Below are 21,682 nucleotides of genomic sequence, written 5' to 3' on the forward strand. Positions count from 1 at the left end.
GTTAGGGGTTCGCGGCACGCTTCTCAACCGGTTGCCCGCTGATCCCCCAGCATAACACGAGCAGCAGGACTGGCGTGGCGAACTCGCGGTGCCGTTCGCCGAATTCGAACCAGACGCCGAACAGCATCCATTGCAGCGCACAGGCGGCGATCAACAACAGCAGCGGGATGGGAATACGGCTGTGGCGCAGCACGTTACCGGCAAGCAGGACAAGGTGCGAAAGCTGTGCAACCGGCCAGAGCAACGCGGCAAGCGTGAGCGGGAGCGTGGGCTGCATCGCCGTCAGTCGCGTGACTCCGAACACACCGATTCCGCCAGCCCGCGCCAGTTTTGCCGCAGTCAAACGCAGGAAAGCTGCAGGATGCCCGTCGATCCACGCCATTGCGAGCGCTTTTATACGCGCATTATAGACCAATTCGGGGAGGCCCTTGAGCGCGGGCGGGGGCGGTTCCCAATTGCCCGTCGCATTGGGGTTGTTCCCGATCCACAGGCTCGCCCCGCTCGCGCTGGTGAGCGGGACGAAGGCGTGGAACAGCGTCCAGTTGCGCACCCACCAGGGCATCATGACCGCGGCTGCGACGATCGCACCCCGAAGCCCGAACAGCAGGATCCGCCACCGCGGCATCTGCCCGAGCAGGACGATCGCGAACAGCGCGGCGATCGGTGCTTCCCCGGGTTGGGTAAGGGCCAACACCCCGGCGGGAACACCCAGCGTGATCGCCCCGCGCCAGCCGGAACGCGGGGTCAACCAGACCAGCGCCAGAACCGTCACGAGCAGCACGCAAAGCGATTCCTTCTGCGCGAGCGGCGCTGAGAACAGCACCGAGGGCCAGATCAAATATAGCCATGCCGCACGCCGCCCTGCAGTCGCATCGCCGAGCCGGTCGCCGAGGCGCTCGATCATCCGTGCGGTCAGCAGATCGGTCAGCGTACCCAGCGCGAGCAGCGAACCCGTCGAGAAGCCCGCGATCACGCCCCATCCGGCAAGCAGCACCGGATAGGCCGGTGGAAACAGCGCGCGCCAGTCGGAGCCGAAATACGGTTCGTAGAGGGAAAGGCCGCGCCCTGCGAGCAGGCCCTTCGCCAGCATCAGATAGGCGTGCGGATCTCCGGGGGAAACACGGTCCGCGCTGATCATGGCGACGGCTGCCCGCAGGATCAGCATCACCGCGAACAGCACCGCAAGGCGTCCGACCGTCGGGGCTTGCCGCAGCATCGCGACCCCAACCGTGGCGATGGTGATCCACACAGCGACGGCCGCCAAACCGGTCCAGCCGAGTCCCCAACGCGCCGCGAGATCGGGCAGCGAGGTCAGACCGTACAGCGCCAGCACCGCGAACAGGGCCGCGGTCGTCAACCGCAGGGCGCGCGTGGCGGACATCACTCGCCGAACGCGGAGGCGCGGTACAGCAGCGTGATCGCGACTCGGCGATTGCGCGGGTCGGACGGGTTGTCGCGGATGATCGGTTCGCGGTCGGCGACCCCCTCGATCCGGTTGAAGCGGTTCTCTGGCGTGCCGCCCGCCGCCAGACGACGGCGAGTCGCCTCGGCGCGCGCGCTCGACAGCATCCAGTTGTTCATCGCAAGCGGATCACCGTAACCGAGGCTGTCGGTATGCCCGCGGATCATGATCGGATTGGCGGTCCCCTTGATCGATTCGGCGATCAGCCCGAGCAGCGCCGAGGCGCGCGGCTCGAGCTGCGTGGTGCCGAGATCGAACATCGAATAATCCGCGTCGTCGAGCAAATCGATCCGCAGCCCACTTTGCGTGCGGACGAAGCGAACGTGCGATGACAGTTTCTTGAGCTGCGGACTCGAGGCCATCGACGACACGACCTGGCGACGCATCTTCTCGAAGTTCTTGCGATCCTCCGCAGACATTGCCGCGCGATCCTTGAGCGTCCCCTTTTGCCCCGAACCGACCTGCGTGCCCCCGGTCGCGTCGATCGGTACGGTCATCGCGCGCGTGCCGGTCTGCGACGCCTTGTGCTGGTAACTGTCCTTGTCGGTGATCGACGATCCGCCGAACAGCCCCATCGATCCCGCGCTGTTCTGCTTGAGCTGGACGAGCGTAGGCGAGAAATAGTCGGCGAGCGCCTTGCGCTGTTTCTCGTTGGTCGCGCCGAGCAGCCACATCAGCAGGAAGAATGCCATCATCGCGGTCACGAAATCGGCATAAGCGACTTTCCACGCACCGCCGTGATGTCCGCCATGTCCCTCGATATAAATCTTCTTGTAGATGATCTTGGGCGGCTGGTTGGTGCCATGCGGAGCGCGCGCGGCCATTAGCGGCGATTCCCGAGCAGGACCGGATCACACAGCATCGCCACCGCGCGGAGCGCAGAGACCGCATCGGCATAGACGCCGTCGGTCGACAACGCCCGTTCGGTTTTCGTGCCTAGATGGCCCTGTTCGCGATCGGCCTTCGCACGAAGGGTTTCATCACGCAAAGGCGCAAAGGCGCAAAGAGAAGACTTGGCCTCGGGAATGGCGCTTCGGCAGAGTGCCGGACGGGCAGTGAGTGCGGGCCGCTTCGCGGCTTTGCGGCTTTGCGTGAGATCTTCTTCTTTTGCCGTCGCAAAAGGCAGGAACGCCGGAGCCCCTGGGCGACTGATGTCGTGGATTTGCAGCGTGGCCATCACCTCACCGCGCCCGCAGGCCGTCGAACACTTCGGCGAAGCCCGGCTGGTTCGAATGCGCGATGCCGGAGCGTGCCGCTTCGATCACGAGCGGCTGCGGGTGGCCGTGGAGCGAGGCGATGATGATCTGCTTGACGACGTGATAGATCGCGCCGTCTGCCTCGATCACCTGCTTCAGCCGATTAGCGAGCGGCGCGACGATGCCATAGGCCAGCAACACGCCCATGAAGGTCCCGACCAGCGCAGAGCCGATCATCGCACCGAGAATCGCGGGCGGTTTGTCGATCGAGCCCATTGTCTTCACCACGCCGAGCACCGCCGCGACGATGCCGAGCGCGGGAAGCGCATCGGCGAGGCTCGAGATCGTCCCGTGTGGGCCTTCGACCTCGTGGTGGTGCGTCTTGATCATGTTATCCATCACGTCCTCGACCGCATGGACATCAAGCGTGCCCGACGAGACGACGACCAGCCGCAACGTGTCCGCGATCAGGTTGATCAGCGTATGGTCGGACAGCAGTCGGGGATACTCCGCAAAGACCGCAGAGGATTTCGGATCCTCGACATGCGGCTCGAGCGCGATCGGGCCTTCGGTGCGGAGCATCTTCATCAGCTTCGACACGAGGAAGATGACGTCGAGATAGTCCTGCTTCTTGTATTTCGGGCCCTTGAAGACCTTCATGAAGCCGCCACCAAGCGCCTTCAGTTCCTTCATCGAGTTGCCGATGATCAGCGCGCCGACCGCAGCGCCGCCGATGATCAGCATTTCGTGCGGAATCGCCTCCATGACCGGGCCGAGCGCGCCGCCTGTAATGGCAAAGCCGCCGAAGATCATCACGAGGAGGACGACAAGACCGATTGCGGGAAACATGAGTGGCGCTATGCCCCTGTAAACGCTGCAATTGACGTTGCTGCACGACGCTTGCGACCCGCATCGGCCGCTACACTTTCGGTCTAGGGTGATTCAGTAGCAAAACGGTTAACCAGCGCAGCGCTGACGTTAATTACGCTCGGCCGAAGCAATTGCCGCCTCCGGGAAAAGATCAGCGCAAATAGGTGAACAACGACAGGCTGCTCAGCTTGCTGAAACTCGCCTGGGTGGCCGACAGGATCGTCATCTGCTTCTGCAATTCGGTGATTGCCGCCGAAAGGTCGGTGTCTTCCAGCTCGGTACGATCGCTCTCGCGCGCGGCGGCGGCATCGGTGGCTTGCGATGAGACGATGTCGAGTCGCGCGGCGCGCGCACCGACCGATCCCTGGACGTTGCTGACTTGCGATTGGGCGGCGTTCAATCCGTCGATCGCGGTTGCCGAGGATGCCGATACGTCCCCGCCCGCATCGAGCGCGGCGATGTAATCGGACAGCACCGCAAAGACGTCGGTCTTGCCGCCGGCCTTGGTCGGGATGTTGCCGAAGACGCGCTCGGCGCTGTCGGTCGCGGTGACCGCGGTGTCGTCGCCAACCGGAATCGCGGGAAGTTCGCCCGTGCCGCCGAGCGTGACGCTCCCGTCCGCGGCCTGCACCACCGCCTTGGTCCCGGTCGCGGCGCCGAACAGCGGTTGCCCGCGCGCATCGCTGGTATTCGCAAGGTTGACGAGATCGTCGAGGATGCTCTTGAGTTCGATCGCGATCGTCTTGCGATCGCCGTCGTTGAGCGTGCCGGTGTTGGCGCGCAGCGTCAGTTCGGAGGCGCGCTGCAATTGCGTCGACACTTGCGTCAGCGTCGAATCGGATTGTTGCAACAGGGATTTGGCGAGACTGATGTTGCCGGAATAGGCAGCTTGATCCGCCGTCGCCTGTTTGATCGACGCCAGCCGATTGTACGCAACGACATCCTGCGACGGCGCGCTGAGTTTCTTGCCCGTCGCGATCTGCGTGTTGAGCGTGCTCGTCTGCGTCGACAGATTGGTCATCTGCGCCGAGGTACGATCGTAGAACAGGCTGGTGCCGATTTGCATGGGCTGGGTCCGTCTCGGGGCTAGCGGATGTCGAGGATCGACTGGAGCGTGTCCTTGGCGACCTGGATCACGCGGCTCGACGCTTGGTATGCTTGCTGGAAGCGCAGCAGATCGACCGCCTCGCTGTCGAGGTTTACGCCGGACACGGCGTCGCGCGCGGCGACCGCATTGTCCCGCATCGCACCTTGCGCGAGCGCGACCTGCTTGCGCGCGGCAAGCGCCGAGGCGTTGCTCGAGACGAGCGCGGTGGTCTGACCCTCGAACGCGCCGCTGGTGCGCAGCGCATCGAGCTTGCCGAGATTACCGTTGTCGCGCGGACCCTTACCGGTGGTGGCCGCGGCGATATCGCCCGGATTGGTCAGCATCACGGTGATGTCGGTCGGTTTGGGGGAGGCGGCGAACAATGCGGCGCCTTTTTGCGAATCGAGCGTGTCGCCGCCTTGCTGGATCGCGTTGACGTCGCGCACGAAGGCGACCGCGATCGTGTTCAGGTTGAGGCGCGTGTCCGAAATCCGCTGGCCAGCCTCGACGATGCCTGCGAGCGCACCGCCGGACGGATTGACCGTGGCCTGCGACCGCTGAAGCGTGAATGCAATCACGCCATCGGTGCCGCGCGCGACCTGGAGCGAATCGGATTGTGGCCCCGAGACGAACGTCGCGCCACCCGCATCGCCGAGCTTCACGGTCGCGCGGCCATAGTCATCGAGCGACACCGAAATGTTGCTGACCGCGCTCATCTGTTCGAGGATCGAGTCGCGCTGGTCGGTGAGGGCCGCAGCCGCGGCCGACCCGCCCTTGATGCGCGCGATGCCTTCGTTGACCTTCGCCAGCGCGCTGCCGAGCGTGTTGAGCGTCGAGACCGCCGCCGACGCGGTCGAATCGAGGTTGGTGTCCAGCAGGTCGAGCGCCTTGCCGGTTGCGCGGAACGATCCTGCGACCGCATTTGCCTGCTCGAGCATCGCGCTGCGCGGGGTGGTCGCGGTGGGATCCGCGGCGACCGCCTTCGTCGCGTTGAAAAAGCCGGTCAGTCGCGCGCCAAGCTGATTGCTGGTCAGCGCGGTCTCGATCCGGTCGAGCCAGGCCACGCTGGTGTCGCTGCGCGCGACGTCCGAGCCGGCGGTGCGGACATCGGCGTCGCGCAACACGTCCGCCGAGCGCGTGAGCCCCGAAACGACGACGCCCTGTCCCGTCGCCGCGACGCCGCCGGAATGGATTCCGGTGGCGGGCTCGATCTCGGACAGGGTCGACGTGCGCTTGGCATAGCCCGGCGTCGCAGCGTTCGCGATATTGTCGGAAACGGTGCTCAGCGCGGTCTGATACGCGCGGACGCCGCTTGCGCCGATGCTCAGCATGTCGCTCATGGCGTCTTCGCCGCGTTGCTGCCTTCAGGTGTCCGGGCCGCCTGCAACCCGGCTTCGACGCCTGCCTGCGATTTCGCCAGGAATTCGGTCATTGCCTTGCCGATCCCGAGCGGGGCATGTGCGGCCATGTTCTGCGCGACTTGCGTGTCCTGCATTTCCTTGAACGTATCCATGCCCTTGGATGCGAACAGTCCATCCTCGGCGAGATGCGTCGAGCGCATCGCCTTGACCATCATGCCGGTGAACACCGCCTCGAACTTCTTCCCCGCCGCCTCCAGATTGGCACGGTTCGACAGCCGGCTGGTATCGGTTGCGATACCGCCGACCGCCGAGGGGGCGTTGACCGGGGGAAGGGCAGGAACGTCGCTCACAAGACGATCAACTCCGCTTTCAACGCGCCCGCTTCCTTGAGCGCTTCGAGGATGGCGACCAGGTCGGCCGGCGACGCGCCGATCGCGTTGATCGCCTTGACCACGTCCGACAGTTTAGGACCGGGCGAGATCAGGAACATCGGGCGCTTCTCTTCATCGACCACGACGCCGGATTTCTGTGCCTTGGCGGTCTGGCCCTGGCTGAACGGTGCGGGCTGGCTGATCCGTTCGTTCTCGTCGATGCGGACGGTGAGCTTGCCGTGGGTGATCGCGGCGGTGCTGACGCGGACCGCGGAATTGATGACGACGGTGCCGGTGCGCGCGTTGACGATCACCTTGGCGGGCGGCTCGGCCGAAACGACGCTGAGGTTCTCGATTTCGCTCATCAAGGTCGCGCGGACGTCGCCGCCGATCGGGGCGCGGACCGAGACGGAGACGGCATCGACCGCCTGTGCCACGCCGCTGCCGAAGCGCGCGTTGATCGAACCGGCGACGTTCTGCGCGGTGGTGAAGTCGGCACGCGCGAGGTTGAAGGTCAGCGCGGGCGTGTTCTCGAACCCGGTCTTGACCGCGCGCTCGACCGTGGCGCCCTCGGGGATTCGGCCGGTCGAGGGGATATTGATGACGATCTGCGACCCGTCCTTGCCCTCGGCGCCAAGGCCACCGACCGCGAGGTTGCCCTGCGCCATCGCATAGATCTGTCCATCGGCACCCTGCAGCGGCGTTAGGATCAGCGCGCCGCCGCGTAGGCTCTTGGCCTTGCCCATCGAGGCGACGGTGATGTCGAGCTTCTGGCCGGGCTTGGCGAAGGGGGGGAGTTCGGCGGTGATCATCACCACCGCGGCGTTCTTGAGGCCAGGGTTGACGTTCGCGGGGAGTTGCAGCCCGAAGCGCGACGTCACCGCCTTCATCGACTGGATAGTGTATTCCAGATTGTCGTCGCCCGTGCCCGGCAAGCCGACGACGACGCCGTAGCCGGTCAGCTGGTTGGTGCGAATCCCTTGGAACCCGCCGAGATCCTTGATTCGGTCAGCGGACGCGGGGGCAGCGACGAGCAGCGAGACCAGGGCTGCGAGCAGGAGGCGGAACATCGGGCGCATCCTCAGAACGGGCTCACGACGGAGAAGAACCGGCCGAGCCAGCCCTGCCGACTGGCGCGCGCGACATCGCCCTTGCCGGTGTAGGCGATCTGCGCGTCGGCGACGCGGGTCGAGGGGACGCGGTTGTTCGCGTCGATGTCGGCGGTGCGGATCAGGCCCTTGATCTGGACGAACTCGTCGCCGCGGTTGAGCGTGACGCGCTTCTGCCCCTGGACCAGCATCGTGCCGTTGGGCAGCACGCGGCTGACCGTGACGGTGATTTCGCCCGACAGCGTGTTCGACTGATCCGCGCCGCCGGTTCCCTTGAACCCACGGTTCCCGCTGGTCGCGATATCGGTGCCCTGGAACAGCGCGAGCCGTCCGGTGGTCGGTGGGGTGAAGGCGAGATTGCCCGACGAATCGAGCTTCGAACTGGCGGATTTGGAGGCGGCGGTGCGTTCGACCAGAACGATCGTGACCGGATCGCCGACGCGCCGCGCGCGCGTGCCTTCGTACAGCGCGCCATACCCGTCCTCGACCTGGAAGATCGACCCGGTCGCCACCACCGGCGTCAGCGCCGGTTCGGGCATCGCCGACGAGAAATCGACCGGCGGCGCCTTCTTGCCGAACACGCGCGACTCGGCCGCGCTGGGCAAAAACAACGCAATTCCGACGATCAGCTGGATGGCGAACGGCTTCATGACTCTAGCCATCAGATATTTTGATTAACATATTTGAGCATTTCGTCGGTCGCGGAGATCATTTTTGAATTAACCTCATACGCGCGTTGGGTTTCGATCATGTCGACCAGCTCCTCGACGACGTTGACGTTCGACCCTTCGAGCTGCCCCTGGCGGACGTTGCCGCGCCCGTCCTGCCCGGCGACGCCGAGGTTGGCGGCACCGCTCGCGGCGGTCTCCATCAGGTAATTGTCCCCCTTGCTGAGCAGTCCCGCCGCATTGGGGAAGCTCGCGACCTGAATCTGGCCGAGTTCGCTTGGCGTGGTCTGGCCGGGGACGGTCGCCGAGACGGTCCCGTCGGTGCCGATCGTGATCGCGGTCGCGCCTTGCGGGACGGTGATGCCGGGCTGGACCTGATAGCCCTCGCTGGTGATCATCAGGCCCTCGGGCGAGCGCGAGAAATTGCCCGCGCGGGTATAGCCGAGCGCGCCGCCCGGCATCTGGACCTGGAAATAGCCGTCACCGTCGAGCGCGAGGTCGAGGCTGTTGTTGGTCGACTGGAACGACCCCTGCGTGTCGATCCGCGCAGTACCCTGGATCTTGACGCCGGTGCCGAGGTTGAGCCCGGTCGCATATTTCGTCTCGGACGTGCTCGGCGCTCCGGGTGCCGTCACTGTCTGGTACGCGAGCGTCTCGAACGCGGCGCGATCCTTCTTGTACGCGGTCGTGTTGACGTTCGCGAGGTTGTTCGAGATGACTCGCATGCGCATGTCCTGGGCATCAAGCCCGGTCCGCGCGATATGCATGGCTGCACTGCCCATCGTCTATTCCTTCAGCCTGGAAGCCGCATCACGGATGCGGCGCTTTCGTCCATGTCCTTGGCCGACTTCATCAGATTGGCCTGGACCTCGTAGCTGCGCTGGTTCTCGATCATGTCGACCAGCGCCTGAGTCATGTTGACGTTCGATCCCTCGAGCGCGCCGCTCTCGACCTTCGCGTCCATGTCCTGCGGCAGCGTTCCGCCGCCCTTGACGTAGAGCAGATTGTCGAGCCCCTTGACCGTGGTCGTGCCCTTCGGCGTCGCCAGCTTGAGCTGGTCGAGCACCTCCGGGTTGCGTGCGTCGCCGCCCATCGGGACGATCGACACGGTGCCGTCCGCCGAGATCGAGATGCTTTGCGCGGGCGGCACGGTGATCGGGCCACCCGACCCGATCACCGGGAAACCGTCGCCGGTCTGGAGCACACCTGAGGCCGCGACCTGCAAGTCGCCGCGCCGCGTATAGGCTTCCTTCCCGTCGGGCGACTGGACCGCGAGCCAGCTGTCGCCGGTCATCGCGACGTCGAGCGAGCGGCCGGTCTGCTGGATCGCGCCGGTCGCGCGATCCGCGTCGAGCACGTCCGCCGAGGTCGGCTCGCGTGTTTCGAGCGGTGAGCCCTTGAGCGACAGCCGGTCGAACACGACGCGGTCGGCGCGAAAGCCGATCGTCGAGGCGTTCGCCATGTTGTTGGCGATCGCGGCCTGCGACGCGAGATGCGCCTTGAGCCCCGTCGCCGCCGTGTAGACCAGCTTGTCCATATCCTGCTCCCGCTCGGTTCAGGTCAGTTGCGGATGTTGAAGATGGTCTGCGAAATCTGGCCGTTGATATCGAGCGCCTTGGCATTCGCCTGGAAGTTGCGCTGCGCGGCGATCAGATCGACCAGTTCCTCGGTGATATCGACGTTCGAGCCTTCGAGCGTCCCCGCGCTGAGCGAGCCGAAGCCGTTCTCGTTCGCCGCGCCAAGCGCCGCGCCGCCCGAGATGCCGGTTGCCGACCAATAGCTGTTGCCGGTCTGGCGCAGGCCCGTGGGGTTGGCGAAATTGGCGAGCGCGACCTTGCCGAGGGCGACCGTGTCGCCGTTCGAATAGTTGGCCGAGACGATCCCCTGCTTGTCGACCGACACGCCCGCGAGTTCGCCGACCGAAGCACCGTCGGTGACGCGGGCGTTGACCGAGAACGGGCTGGACTGTTGCGTCGTCCCCGCAAGATCGAGCTTGAGCGTCTGCGCGACGCCGCCGCTGATCGGGTTGAACGCGTCATAGGTGATCGGGCTGGACGGGGCGGAGATGTTGCCCGAAGCGTCGAAGGTGACGGGGGTGCCCGAGGTGGAACCGCTGACCTTGAGTTCCTGTTCGCCGACGAAGCTGTGGACGGTCCAGGCGTTGTTGCCGGAGTGGACGTAATAGTTGGTGAGTGTGCTCGCCTTGCCCGCCGAGTCGTAGATCGTCGTAGCGGTCGAGTTGTTGTAGCTCGACGCATTGGTCGGCGTAAACGTCGCGGTCGGCACCGATGCCGCGGCATAGAGGTTGACCTTGAGCGCCACGTTGCCGGTCGCCGCTGGCGTGCCGTTGGTTTCCGGCAAGTTGAGCGGGATCAGACCGTCCGCGCCGGTGGCGGTGGTGTTGCCCTTGGCGTCGACCGGATAGCCGAGCAGTGCGGACCCCTGCGCATCGACGATGTTATGCGTCGCGGGATCGATCTGGAACGCGCCGTTGCGGGTATAGGCGGTGGCGGAATTGACGCCGCTTGTCTTGACCGAGAAGAAGCCGTCTCCCGTGATCGCGAGATCGAGCGACGAGCCGGTCGTCTTGAGGTTGCCGACGCTGAACTGCTGCCGGTTCGATTTCACCACCGCGCCCGACCCGACGAGCTTGGTCGGATCGGTCGTGATGCTCGAGGCGATGACGTCGGCAAAGTCGGTCCGGCTCTTCTTGAAGCCGTTGGTGCCGACGTTGGCAAGGTTGTGCGACACGGTGGACAGTTCGGTCTGGGCTGCCTGCAGGCCGCTGAGCGAGGTGTAGAAGGACATGGGGGGCTCCTGTGCGTTTCGAGTTCAAGCGGGGAGGGGGATCAGCCGACCTGACGGACGGCGCTGGTGGCGACTTGCCCGATACCGGGCAAAGTGAGCATGGGGCTGCCCGTTGCGGGCATCGAAACCGCGGCGACCGGGGCCCAGACGAGGTTGCGCGCGGTAACGGCTTCGCCGCCGTCGGCCGCTCCCACCGAGACGGTGAACGGGCCGCTCCCGGCGGAGGCGCCGCTGGCATCCTTGCCGTCCCAGTCGTAGGTCGCGGTCCCGGCCTTCTGCGCGCCGAGTGACAGCGTGTTGAGCGTCTGGCCGTTGGCATCGCGGATCGAAACGGTCACGCCGGTCGCATCCTTGTCGAGCTCGACCGCGCCCGCGAGACCACCCGCTGCGCGCGCATAGGCGGTCGAGCCTTCGGTCAGCACGGTGCGCCCGACATAGCCGAGCGCATCGCCCGCAGTCGTTGCCCCGAGCTTGTCCTGGATCGCTTTCAGGGTCGTTCCCATTTCCGCGATCCCCGAGGTGCTCGAGATCTGCGCGAGCTGCGCGACCATCTGCGTATTGTCGGTCGGGGCGAAGGGATCCTGGTTGTTGAGCTGCGCGGTCATCAGCTTGAGGAAGTCCGACGCACCGAGCGACTGCGACGAGGTGGTCTTCGCGGCATTTGCCTTGGCGGTGGTCGTCGCGTTGATGCCGAGGCTGGTCAGCGTGGAATCGAAAGTGGAGGCCATGATCAGCGTCCCAGTTTGAGGGTATCGAGGATGAGCGACTTGGCGGTCTGCATGACCTCGACGTTGTTCTGGTAGCTGCGCGAGGTCTCCATCATGTCGACCAGCTCGCGCGTTTCATCGACGCCCGACTGCCAGATGTTGCCGTCCTTGTCGGCAAGCGGGTGCGACGGATCGTAGACCTTAGTCGCGCCTTCGCCCGCGGTGACGATGCTCTCGACATTGACAGTGGCGAGCCCCGAGGCCTTGTCATATTGCGTGCGGAAGACGGGCTTGATCGTCTTGTACGCGGTGTCTTCGCTGCCCGTCACCGCGCCCGCGTTGGCGAGGTTCGATGCGGTCGTGTTCATCCGCACGAGCTGCGCGGACATCGCACGCCCGGCGACCTGGAAAATGGAAAGCGGCTGATCGGCCATGGCTTATTCGCCCTTCAGTGCGCGGGTGATCTGGCCGATCCGCCCGTTGAGGAAGGAGAGCGTCGTCTGATAGGCGACGGCATTCTCGGCGAAGGCGGTCTGCTCGGTCGACAGCTCGACCGTATTGCCGTCGAGCGAGGGCTGCTGCGCGGTGCGATAGCGCATCGATCCGGTGATGCTGGCGTTCCCGCCCGTGTCCATTGCGGACTCCGCAGTCGACAACGCGCTGTTGAAATCGATGTCCCGGGCCTTGAACCCGGGGGTCGAGGCGTTCGCGATGTTCGACGCAAGCACACCCATGCGCTGCGATCGCACTTCGAGTGCCGCGCCATGTACCCCGAACAGTCCTTCGCTGGGCATTGCCCGTCTCCAGCGCATGATTGCGCGCCGGTCGATCAGCAAAGGTCGTGCCAAATGCGATGTTGCGTCGGTTGACCCGTGCAACGCAGGCAAAGCGGCAAACCCTTGCCGGGCGGCGGCAAAGCGGCTGCCGGTCCTGCACGGGGCGCCGGAATTGGCGCCGGGGGAGGTGCACGGGACCGTCGATACACATCCGTTTACCAGATTGGCCCGCCGCTTGCAGTGCCCGCTCCGATGTCCTTTACCCTTGCCCCCTTCCTCGATCCGATCGCCTTCGCCATCGTCGTCGGCGGAACTCTGGCCGCTGCGGTGCTGCGGACCCCGGCGCGCGACCTCGGGCGGGGGGTTGCCGGATTGCGGATGCTGGGCGCGCCGCGCTTTGCCGCGGATCCGTTGCTCGATCAGATCGGGGCGCTGGGGCGGATCGCCAAGCGGCACGGCGTGCTGACGCTCGACCGGTCGGTGATCGCGGACCCGGATATCGCCGCCGCCGTCTCGGCGATCGTCGATGGCGACGCTCCGGAAGAGATCGCCGAACTGCTCCGCCAGCGCCGCCGCGCGCGGGCCGAACGCGCTTCGGCAATCGCAGACCTGTGGTCGGGCGCGGCGGACACCGCCCCCGCGATGGGCATGGTGGGAACGCTGATCGGCCTGGTCGGCATGTTCGTGAAGATGCAGGACCCGCGCGCGATCGGCGCGTCGATGGCGGTGGCGTTGCTGGCGACCTTGTACGGCGCGCTCCTCGCCAATCTCGTGCTCGCGCCGATCGCGGCACGGCTGCGGCGGATCGCGCGCGACGAAGCGGTCGAGCGGCTGCGACTCGAACCGCCGTTGATCGCGCTCGCGACGCGCGAGCAGCCCCGCCGTCCGCTCGCCGTGGCGCAGTCGGCATGATTCCGTACGACGACGATATGCCCGACGCCGCCCCTGCGCGCCCAGCCTGGCTGATGACGCTCGCTGATCTCGCGTTGCTGCTGGTCGCGTTCTTCGTTTTCATTCAGGCCAACCAGCAATTGGACGGCGGCACGCTCGCGCGGGGCATTCGTGCCGGGTTCGGTGCGATGGACACGCCTGCCAGCGTGCCGCCCGCACCGATGCCGGTTTCCGCAAGCGCGCTCGGCGGGTTTGCGATCGGATCTGCCGCGGTGTCGGGGCCGGTCGCGCCGCTGGTCGCGTGGGCGACCGACGCGCTCCGCGATCCCCGCGCGATGGTTGCCGTGACGGGGACGGTGGACGGCTCGCCTGACGATGTCGACGGCGTGACGCAGAGCGGCGCCGTCCTGGCTGCAGACCGCGCGCGCGCGGTCGTCGGGATGTTGATCGCCCACGGCGTCGCCCCCGATCGCATCACCATCACCGCTGCCGGCCGCGCTGGCCGCCGCGGCGTCAGTGTGACGACGGGATTTGCCGGCAACCGGCAAAGGCCTGCCGCACCGGTTGCCGTTCCTCCTGCCCAACCGACAAGGATCTGATTGCCCATGCGCCGCTTGCCGCTGCTCCTCCTCGGGCTCGTCGCCAGTCCACTGTCCGCCGCCCCGTTCCAGGATACGGGCGCGATCGACCGCGCCGTCGCCGCCTTCACCGGCCACGGTGTCGGCAATGAAGGCGGCGCACGGACGCCGGTCGACGGGCGGCTCAAGCTCGCCACCTGCCCGATGGTGTCGATGGCGTGGCGCACCGAAAGCCACGATGCGGTGGTCGTCACCTGTACCGGCCCGGAATGGCGCTTGTTCGTGCCGGTCAAGCAGGCGGCGGTTGCGCCCAAGGGGGCTGCCCCGCTGGTGATCACCCCCGGCATATCGGCCGCCGCGATCCGACCCGTCTATGTGATCAAGCGCGGCGATCCGGTGACGATCAGTGCGGGATCGTCAGGATTCTCGATCACGCGCGAAGGCATTGCGGTCGGGGATGCGGTCGTCGGCGGCCGGTTCATGGTCAAGGTCGACGATCAGAAGAACCCCGTCCAGGCGGTCGCGATCGCTGCGGGGAGCGCCACGCTGCCGGGTTGGTCAGAATGATTTAAGCTTTGCCGAAGCCGGTCGTTATACCTTCCGTCATCTCTTCCAAAGGTGCTGATGTGGTGGACGCGATCGGATCCAAGACTGTCTCAATGCCCGAGCGGCTGGCCGTGCCAGCCGTCGCGGCGACCGGATCGGTCGCGTCGACGGCCAGTGCCGCGACCAAGCCGGCAACGACGGCAACCCAGCAACTGGAATTGTCGGCAATTGCGTCCGAAACCGGCAAGGGCGTGCCGGTCGACAGCCAGCATGTCGAGGATGTCCGCCGCGCGGTGCGCAACGGCACCTATCCCATCACGCCGGACACGATTGCGGACCGGATGCTCGCGCTCAAGCTCAACTGGAGCCCCTCGAAATGACGTCTCCCGCCACGCGCCGTGATGCCTTGATCGCGGTGATCGAAGCGCTCCATGCCGAGATCGCGGCGCTGAAAACCAACGACGTCCGCGCCTTGGAACAAGCGACGACCGACAAGCTGATCCGGATCGAAGCGGTTGCCGCGTTCGGGGATGCGCCTCCGGAGACGGAAACCCGTGCGCTCGCCGAGGAAGCGCAGCGGCTGAACGACACGTGCCGGATCTACGTCAACCTGATGGCGGCAAATGTTCGCCGCCGCCTGCAAAATCTGACCGGTTCGGCGGGAATGGCGATGGGGGCGGCACCGGGGAGCGTGTATCGCGCGGGAATGGGGCTGGCGGCGTTCGCCTGAGCGGCATTCTCACAGCCCTCTCTGCTTCCCGGGCTTTGTCGGGGAAACAGCACTCTAAAAACTGGCACGTCTCTTGCTGATCACCGGCTGTCCGTCTGACGCGGACCTGAAGCCGGGGACCAATGCCTTTCAATCCGCTTTCCATCCTGAACGGAGCTGCCGACGCGAGCGGCGCGGGCGGGTCGATTCGCAACGCGATCGCCAATGCCAGCCAGAAGACCGGCATCGATTTCAGCTATCTGATGGGCCAGGCCAAGCTCGAGAGCGGAATGCGCGCCAACGCGCATTCGGGGTCCTCGAGCGCGAGCGGGCTGTATCAGTTCGTCGACCAGAGCTGGCTTCGCGTGGTCAAGGCGCATGGCGCGGAGCACGGCCTCGGCTGGGCGGCGAACGCGATCTCGACCAGCGCGAGCGGCAAGGCGGTCGTGAGCGATCCCGCGACGCGCCAGGCGATCCTGTCGCTGCGCAACGACCCCACCGCCGCGTCGCTGATGGCCGCCGAGCACGCCAGCGACAATAAGGGCGCGATCGAGGGAACGCTCGGGCGCAGCGCCACCAGCACCGATCTTTATATGGCGCATTTCCTCGGACTCGGCGGCGCACGCCAGTTCCTCACCGCGATGCAGGCCAACCCCGATCGTAGCGGCGCGGCGATGTTCCCCGCCGCCGCCAACGCCAATCGCAACGTCTTCTACGATTCGACCGGCGCGCCGCGTTCGCTCTCGCAAATCTACAACCGCTTCGCCGCCAAGCTCGATGCCGCGGGCGCGCCGCAGACGATCGATGCGACCTCGGGCCTGTCCGCGACGCGGCTCGGCGAATGGGGCGCGGACGTCATTCCCGGCAATGGCGAGCAATCGACCTCCAACGCCGCGGTCTGGGCGCAGAACACGCTCGCGCAGCTGAGCGGCACAAGCAGTTTGGCGGGCACGCGCACCGAGACCGCGAGCCTGCTCCGCCCGACCCCGAATACCGCGCGGCTCGCGTACATGATGCTCGCGACGATGGGAGCCTGATCCAGTGGCCTTGTCCCCCAAGACCGGTGGCGTGATGCCGCTGTTGCGCTCCGCCGCCTTGCCGGTCGCGATCCTGTTGCTCGTCGTGCTGATGGTCGTGCCGATCCCGGCGGCGATGCTCGACGTGTTCTTCATCATGAACATCACGATCAGCCTCGCGGTGCTGATGGTCAGCCTCAACGCGCAGAAGCCGCTCGATTTCTCCGCCTTCCCGACCGTGCTGCTGTTCGCCACGCTGTTCCGCCTGAGCCTCAACGTCGCCTCGACCCGCGTCGTGCTGGTCCACGGGCATGAGGGCGAGAGCGCGGCGGGCCATGTGATCGAGGCGTTCGGGACCTTCCTGATCGGCGGCGATTATGTCGTCGGCCTGTTCGTCTTCGCGATCCTCGTGATCATCAACATGATCGTCGTGACCAAGGGCGCGGGCCGCGTGTCTGAAGTGTCCGCACGCTTCACGCTCGACGCGCTGCCGGGCAAGCAGATGGCGATCGATGCAGATCTCAACGCCGGGCTGATCACCCCAGACGAAGCCAAGGCGCGCCGGATCGAGGTCTCGACCGAGGCCGATTTCTACGGCTCGATGGATGGTTCGTCCAAGTTCGTGAAAGGCGATGCGGTCGCCGGCCTGCTGATCCTCGCGGCGAACATCGTCGGCGGGCTGATCCTCGGCCCCGTCAGCCACGGCATGACGATCGCGGACGCGGCGCATAATTACGTGCTGCTCGCGATCGGCGATGCGCTCGTCGCGCAGATCCCCTCGCTGATGCTGTCGATCGCCGCCGCCGCGATCGTGACGCGCGTCACTTCCAGCATGGATCTGGCGGGCCAGATCGGCAGCCAGTTCGGCTCGGCGCGCACCTGGACGCCGGTCGCGATCATCCTCGGGCTGCTCGGGGTGATGCCGGGGATGCCGCATCTGATCATCCTCCCCGCCGCCGGGCTCGCCGGGTTCGCCGCGTGGAAGATGCGTCAGGCGTCGCTTCGCCCTGCACCCGTCGAAATCGTCGCGCCCGAGCCGGTCGATCATTCGAAGATCGGCTGGGACGAAGTGTCCGACCTCATGCAGGTCAATCTCGACATCGGTTATGGCCTCGTGCCGCTCGTCGACGAACGCCGCGGTGCGCCGCTGATGGGCCGGATCACCGGAGTCCGCCGGCAATTATCGAAGGACATGGGCTTCGTCATCCCGCAGGTCCGCGTCCGCGACGACATCAACCTGCCGCCCTACACCTACCGGATCATCGTTGGTGGCGTCGTGGTCGGCGAGGACAGCGTCTCGCCCGACGAGATGCTCGCGCTCGATACCGGCCAGGCGATCGGCGGGCTGATGGGCAAGCCTGCGAAGGACCCGACCTTCGGGCTCGATGCGGTGTGGATCGCGGCGGGCGACGCCGATGCCGCGACCGGCGCGGGCTATCTCGTGGTCGATCCGGGCACCGTCATGGCGACGCACCTCAACCACCAGCTGACGCAACATTCCGCCGAGCTGCTTGGCCCCGACGAAGTCCATTCGCTGCTCGACGGGTTGAAGGACCGCGCCGCCAGCCTCGTCGCTTCGCTGTCGCCCAACCCGCTGCCGCTGACCACGCTGACGCAGGTGCTGAAGGGACTGCTCGCGGAGAACATCCCGCTCAAGGAATTCCGCCGGATCGCCGCCGCCATCGCAGTCGCCGCACAGCGCACCGCCGACGCCGAGGACATCATCGAGGCGATCCGCCCCGATCTCGGCGGGCTGATCATCGGCAAGATCTGCGGCGTGCGCGAGCCGCTGCGCGTGATGACGCTCGAGGGCGGGCTCGAGGGGCTGCTCGGCCAGGCGATGCGCGCCGATCCGTCGCGCCGCCACACGATCGAGCCCGATCTCGGCCGTCGCATCGTCGATGCGCTGCAACGCGCGGCACAGCCGCTGGTCGACGAGGCGAAGCCGTTCGCGCTCGTCGTCCAGCCCGCGATCCGCGTCGCGATCCGCAAGCTGGTCAAGACCTGCCTGCCCGACATTCCGGTGATGAGCTTCTTTGAAGTGCCGGAAGAAAAAGCCGTCGAAGTCGTCGCCGTGATCGGCGCTCCCGGAGCCCTGCCAGCATGATGCAGCTTTCGCCCACCGCCTTCAGCGATGCCCAGCCGCTGGTCTATGGCCGCACCGCCGCCGCGCCCGATCTCAAGCTGCTCGCGAAGAAGCATCTGCCGCTGGTCCGGCGGATCGCCTGGCACGTCCATGGCAGCATGTCCTCCTCGGTCGAGGTCGAGGATCTCGTCCAGATCGGGCTGGTCGCGCTGGTCGAGGCGGCGAGCGCGTTCGAGGAACGCGGGCAAGTGACGTTCGAGCAATATCTGATGACGCGCGTGCGCGGCGCGATGATCGATGCGCTCCGGCGCTCCGCCACGCTCACGCGCGGCGCGATGCAGCGCAAGCGGATGTATACGCAAACCGTTGCCGCAATGACGACCGAGCTGGGCCACGCGCCGGAGGAGGCGGCGGTCGCCACGCGGCTCGGCGTGTCGCGCGAGAAACTGCGGATCGATTATGCGAACGCGCAGCCGGTCCGGCTCGAGCCGATCGAGGATCTCTATTCGGACGAAGGCCCGTGGTTCGCGAGCGACGAGCCTGATGCGTTCGCGCAGCTTTCGCAGAGCGAGGAACGCAATACGCTGATCGCTGCGATCACCGCGCTGCCCGAGCGCGAGGCGCTGGTGATCCAGCTATATTATGTGGAAGAAATGAACCTCGAGGAAATCGGGCTGGTGATCGGCGTCGGGTCGGCGCGCGTCTGCCAGATCAAGGCGGCGGCGCATGCCAAGCTCAAGAAGGCGATGCTGGGGTAGAGCGTGCGCTCCGCTGCGCCGCATTGACACAGAATCGTTCCGGCCATCCTCGGGCCGCGGTAAACTGTCGCAGCGAGAACAGCCGCATTTCCCGGCCCGCCCTCTAGCCCTATCCGCCCTCACGTGTATGGTCCGCCCCCGTTGCACGCCGAATTTTTGGGGAGTGCGCGCGAAACTGCGGGGAATACGTGGACAAATTTCCGATCGGCATTCTGGGTATCGTCGTGATCCTGGGGCTTGCCGTCCTGTTGTCGACCAACCGCCGCGCGATCCGGCTGCGCGTCGTCGGCGCGGCGTTCGCGTTGCAAGTGACGATCGCGATCCTGGTCCTCCACAGCACGATCGGTCGGCAAGCGATCGAGGGCATGTCGCGCGGGGTGTGGAACCTGCTCGGCTATGCCAAGGCGGGCACCACGACGATCTTCGGCGGGCTCGCGAGCGACCCGACCTTCGGGACGGCGTTCGCCTTCTCGGCGCTTCCCGTCATCATCTTCTTCGCAGCGCTCGTGTCGATCCTCTACCATCTCGGGATCATGCAGTTCGTGATCCGCTGGGTCGGCGGCGCGATCGAGAAGGTGATCGGCGTATCCAAGGTGGAAGCGCTGTGCGCCGCCGCCAACATCTTCGTCGGGCAAAGCGAATCGCCGCTGGTGATCCGCCCCTATCTCGCCGGGCTGACCCCGCCGCAGCTGTTCGCGGTGATGACGGTCGGGATGTCGGGCGTCGCGGGGACGATCCTGCTCGCTTACGCGACCTTCCTGGGGCAGGGCGCGTTGCCGTATCTGCTCGCCGCATCGTTCATGTCGGCGCCGGGTGGGTTGCTGATGGCCAAGATCATCATGCCCGACGAGACCACTGCGCCCGCGGGCGAGCTTCCGCTCGGTGACGACCCGGAAGAAGCGGTGCTCCACGTCGCCGAGAAGGCGCTCGAGGAAGAACGCGCCGCCAACATCATCATGGCCGCCGCCAATGGCGCGCAGACGGGCGTGCGGATCGCGGTCGCGGTCGGCGCGATGGTGCTCGCGTTCGTCGGGCTGGTCGCGCTGGCGAACGGGATTCTCGGCGGGATCGGCGGGTGGTTCGGCTATCCCGATCTGAGTTTCCAGGGGATGCTTGGCTTCGTCTTCGCGCCCGTCATGTTCCTGCTCGATATTCCGTGGACCGAGGCGCGCGCGGCGGGCGAATTGTTCGGGCAGAAGATCGTGCTCAATGAATTCGTCGCGTTCATCGATCTCGGCAAGATGAGAAATCTGTCGCCCCACACCACCGCGGTGGTGACGTTTGCTTTGTGCGGCTTCGCCAATTTCTCGTCGATCGCGATCCAGATGGCGTCGGCCGGGAGCCTCGCGCCCAATCAGCGCCCGATGATCGCCAAGCTCGGGTTGCGCGCACTGGCGGCGGGAAGCCTCGCGAATTTGATGTCGGCGGCGCTCGCGGGATTGTTGCTGGGGTAACACTCCCGCGACAGGGTGGTGCGCTATCCTGCCTTGGTGACGATGATCCCAAAGCAGGTCGACACGAACCCGTCGATCCCGATCTTGAGGTGATACGGATCGCCGAGCCGGTCGCGATACTCCTGCGGCAGATCGTGAAGCCACGGCGGGACGTCGATGAACCGGTCCATTGGTTGGTTGCCGACGTCAAAATCGAGCGTGGCGACCTGATGCCCCCTGGCGGACAGCCGTTCGGCGAGTGCCTCAAGGTGCTTGCGTTGGAACAGAACGGTCACCCAATTGTCGATCGTCGGGCCGTCGGATTCGACGTTATACTCCATCGTATGAACGCTGACACCGCCGGGACGGAGCGTTGCCAGCGCATTCTCAACAAAGTCGAGACCGTGCTGCAGGCTGCCCAGATGCTCCATCGCGCATGTTGACCAGCAGAAATCATAGTCGGTGAGGTGCGCCGGGATGAGGTTCATGTCGGCCACCGCGTGATCGACCAGCGTGTCGAACGTGGCGCGATCGACCAAATGCGCGAAGAACACGGTCTCGCGCGTGTCAAGATGTTGATCGGTCGCCACCCAGCCCCGCGCGCGCGCTTCTTCTTCGGCAAGATCGGTTACCGTCACCGCAACGCTCCGCGACGCCAGATAGCTCGCAATCGGTTCACGACCGCAGCCGAACCCCAGGCCCCGCATCCCCGCCGTAAGCAGACCGTGCTCGTGGAGCGCCTGCAACACATAGGTCAGTTCCCACAACTTGCGGTGGTAAATTACCGGGGTCTTCAACTGCGCCGCCCAATGCGCGCACCACGCGCTTTCAATATCGGCCTGAGTCGACGCCTTGGAAGCAAGCCCGACGTACGTTGCAACGGTATCGGTGCGGACTGGAAGTTCCTGCGCAAGCCGCATTGCGAGATCATAGCCGAACGCCTTGACGTTGAGTTCGATCAACCGGACATTCTTGGCAATGTCGGCCAGCGCGTTGCGCGTCGGGCGGTTCTTATCGTCGACCAGCCGTGTAAGTACGCGAAGTCTATGCTTTTCCCAAAATTCCCAAAACTTCATGCCCCACCCCTCAAAAGTTACGATGGGCTTTATATTTCAGGACGCCGCAATACTACCCTGCACACAAGGTACCACGCGTTATGGCCACCGATACATGCGTGTTTCTGGTTTGTTACAAGAAATCGATTGCGGTCGTACCAAAGCATTGGTGAAGGTTGCGACTTGAACTGCGCA

25 protein-coding genes are annotated in these 21,682 nt (G+C 65.7%); 9 read left to right on the top strand and 16 right to left on the bottom strand.

Translation table 11 applies throughout. The features are described from left to right. Position 1: 1 nt before the first annotated feature. The 15 genes from ABIC16_RS02200 to flgB all read right to left on the bottom strand — a co-directional run bounded on the left by ABIC16_RS02200 (position 2) and on the right by flgB (position 12,433). Positions 2-1,381, bottom strand: coding sequence for a glycosyltransferase (locus ABIC16_RS02200; RefSeq protein ID WP_354289879.1), 1,380 nt, complete (start codon positions 1,379-1,381; stop codon positions 2-4). Further along, positions 1,381-2,286: a flagellar motor protein MotB gene (locus tag ABIC16_RS02205; RefSeq protein ID WP_354289880.1), complete on the bottom strand. Its 906-nt coding sequence runs from the start codon at positions 2,284-2,286 to the stop codon at positions 1,381-1,383. The genes ABIC16_RS02200 and ABIC16_RS02205 overlap by 1 nt, the downstream gene beginning before the upstream one ends. After that, entirely contained in the window at positions 2,286-2,642 is a 357-nt protein-coding gene (locus tag ABIC16_RS02210; protein ID WP_354289881.1) for a hypothetical protein, read from the bottom strand. The genes ABIC16_RS02205 and ABIC16_RS02210 overlap by 1 nt, the downstream gene beginning before the upstream one ends. Before the next feature lies 1 nt (position 2,643). Beyond that, complete coding sequence (gene motA, locus ABIC16_RS02215) at positions 2,644-3,507, bottom strand: flagellar motor stator protein MotA (RefSeq protein WP_242138179.1); 864 nt, start codon at positions 3,505-3,507, stop codon at positions 2,644-2,646. Between the two features lie 172 nt (positions 3,508-3,679). Then, positions 3,680-4,594 (bottom strand): flagellar hook-associated protein FlgL, encoded by a 915-nt coding sequence (flgL, locus tag ABIC16_RS02220; protein WP_277970034.1) that lies wholly within the window; start codon positions 4,592-4,594, stop codon positions 3,680-3,682. Between the two features lie 20 nt (positions 4,595-4,614). After that, a complete protein-coding gene (flgK, locus tag ABIC16_RS02225; RefSeq protein ID WP_354289882.1) occupies positions 4,615-5,955 on the bottom strand; it encodes a flagellar hook-associated protein FlgK in 1,341 nt (446 codons plus the stop codon). After that, positions 5,952-6,326: a rod-binding protein gene (locus ABIC16_RS02230; protein ID WP_277970032.1), complete on the bottom strand. Its 375-nt coding sequence runs from the start codon at positions 6,324-6,326 to the stop codon at positions 5,952-5,954. Before ABIC16_RS02230 ends, flgK begins: the two co-directional genes overlap by 4 nt. Further along, positions 6,323-7,417: a flagellar basal body P-ring protein FlgI gene (locus ABIC16_RS02235; protein ID WP_354289883.1), complete on the bottom strand. Its 1,095-nt coding sequence runs from the start codon at positions 7,415-7,417 to the stop codon at positions 6,323-6,325. Before ABIC16_RS02235 ends, ABIC16_RS02230 begins: the two co-directional genes overlap by 4 nt. 11 nt (positions 7,418-7,428) lie before the next feature. After that, complete coding sequence (locus ABIC16_RS02240; RefSeq protein WP_277970030.1) at positions 7,429-8,106, bottom strand: flagellar basal body L-ring protein FlgH; 678 nt, start codon at positions 8,104-8,106, stop codon at positions 7,429-7,431. 11 nt (positions 8,107-8,117) lie between these two features. Beyond that, complete coding sequence (gene flgG, locus ABIC16_RS02245; RefSeq protein ID WP_354289884.1) at positions 8,118-8,906, bottom strand: flagellar basal-body rod protein FlgG; 789 nt, start codon at positions 8,904-8,906, stop codon at positions 8,118-8,120. 11 nt (positions 8,907-8,917) lie between these two features. After that, positions 8,918-9,661 (bottom strand): flagellar basal-body rod protein FlgF, encoded by a 744-nt coding sequence (gene flgF / locus ABIC16_RS02250; protein ID WP_277970028.1) that lies wholly within the window; start codon positions 9,659-9,661, stop codon positions 8,918-8,920. Positions 9,662-9,684: 23 nt separating this feature from the next. Further along, entirely contained in the window at positions 9,685-10,932 is a 1,248-nt protein-coding gene (locus ABIC16_RS02255) for a flagellar hook protein FlgE (RefSeq protein WP_354289885.1), read from the bottom strand. Between the two features lie 41 nt (positions 10,933-10,973). Next, the gene (locus ABIC16_RS02260; protein ID WP_354289886.1) at positions 10,974-11,660 is read right to left on the bottom strand and encodes a flagellar hook assembly protein FlgD; all 687 of its coding nucleotides are present in this window, start codon (positions 11,658-11,660) and stop codon (positions 10,974-10,976) included. Between the two features lie 2 nt (positions 11,661-11,662). Beyond that, on the bottom strand, positions 11,663-12,073 hold the full coding sequence (gene flgC / locus ABIC16_RS02265; RefSeq protein WP_354289887.1) for a flagellar basal body rod protein FlgC: 411 nt from the start codon (positions 12,071-12,073) through the stop codon (positions 11,663-11,665). Between the two features lie 3 nt (positions 12,074-12,076). Continuing rightward, complete coding sequence (gene flgB, locus ABIC16_RS02270) at positions 12,077-12,433, bottom strand: flagellar basal body rod protein FlgB (protein WP_354289888.1); 357 nt, start codon at positions 12,431-12,433, stop codon at positions 12,077-12,079. A gap of 234 nt (positions 12,434-12,667) precedes the next feature. Here flgB and ABIC16_RS02275 point away from each other — a divergent pair, with 234 nt between their 5' ends. The 9 genes from ABIC16_RS02275 to ABIC16_RS02315 all read left to right on the top strand — a co-directional run bounded on the left by ABIC16_RS02275 (position 12,668) and on the right by ABIC16_RS02315 (position 20,453). Next, complete coding sequence (locus tag ABIC16_RS02275; RefSeq protein ID WP_277970023.1) at positions 12,668-13,327, top strand: motility protein A; 660 nt, start codon at positions 12,668-12,670, stop codon at positions 13,325-13,327. Next, the gene (locus ABIC16_RS02280; protein WP_354289889.1) at positions 13,324-13,905 is read left to right on the top strand and encodes an OmpA family protein; all 582 of its coding nucleotides are present in this window, start codon (positions 13,324-13,326) and stop codon (positions 13,903-13,905) included. The genes ABIC16_RS02275 and ABIC16_RS02280 overlap by 4 nt, the downstream gene beginning before the upstream one ends. 6 nt (positions 13,906-13,911) lie before the next feature. Further along, entirely contained in the window at positions 13,912-14,451 is a 540-nt protein-coding gene (locus ABIC16_RS02285; protein WP_354289890.1) for a flagella basal body P-ring formation protein FlgA, read from the top strand. Between the two features lie 62 nt (positions 14,452-14,513). Beyond that, positions 14,514-14,810, top strand: a complete 297-nt coding sequence (locus ABIC16_RS02290) for a flagellar biosynthesis anti-sigma factor FlgM (RefSeq protein WP_354289891.1) — start codon at positions 14,514-14,516, stop codon at positions 14,808-14,810. Then, positions 14,807-15,160 (top strand): flagellar protein FlgN, encoded by a 354-nt coding sequence (locus ABIC16_RS02295; RefSeq protein ID WP_354289892.1) that lies wholly within the window; start codon positions 14,807-14,809, stop codon positions 15,158-15,160. Before ABIC16_RS02290 ends, ABIC16_RS02295 begins: the two co-directional genes overlap by 4 nt. Positions 15,161-15,282: 122 nt before the next feature. Continuing rightward, positions 15,283-16,176, top strand: a complete 894-nt coding sequence (locus ABIC16_RS02300) for a lytic transglycosylase domain-containing protein (protein WP_354289893.1) — start codon at positions 15,283-15,285, stop codon at positions 16,174-16,176. A 34-nt stretch (positions 16,177-16,210) separates the two neighbouring features. Then, complete coding sequence (gene flhA / locus ABIC16_RS02305) at positions 16,211-18,262, top strand: flagellar biosynthesis protein FlhA (protein ID WP_354292237.1); 2,052 nt, start codon at positions 16,211-16,213, stop codon at positions 18,260-18,262. Then, the gene (locus ABIC16_RS02310; RefSeq protein WP_354289894.1) at positions 18,259-18,999 is read left to right on the top strand and encodes a sigma-70 family RNA polymerase sigma factor; all 741 of its coding nucleotides are present in this window, start codon (positions 18,259-18,261) and stop codon (positions 18,997-18,999) included. The genes flhA and ABIC16_RS02310 overlap by 4 nt, the downstream gene beginning before the upstream one ends. Positions 19,000-19,187: 188 nt before the next feature. Beyond that, positions 19,188-20,453 carry a NupC/NupG family nucleoside CNT transporter gene (locus tag ABIC16_RS02315; protein ID WP_354289895.1) on the top strand — a complete coding sequence of 422 codons (1,266 nt, stop codon included), beginning with the start codon at positions 19,188-19,190 and terminating at the stop codon, positions 20,451-20,453. Between the two features lie 23 nt (positions 20,454-20,476). Here ABIC16_RS02315 and ABIC16_RS02320 read toward each other — a convergent pair whose 3' ends face one another. Beyond that, on the bottom strand, positions 20,477-21,508 hold the full coding sequence (locus ABIC16_RS02320; protein ID WP_354289896.1) for a class I SAM-dependent methyltransferase: 1,032 nt from the start codon (positions 21,506-21,508) through the stop codon (positions 20,477-20,479). Positions 21,509-21,682 lie beyond the last annotated feature (174 nt).

This window comes from Sphingomonas sp. PvP055, assembly GCF_040546365.1.
GTDB lineage: Bacteria > Pseudomonadota > Alphaproteobacteria > Sphingomonadales > Sphingomonadaceae > Sphingomonas > Sphingomonas echinoides_A.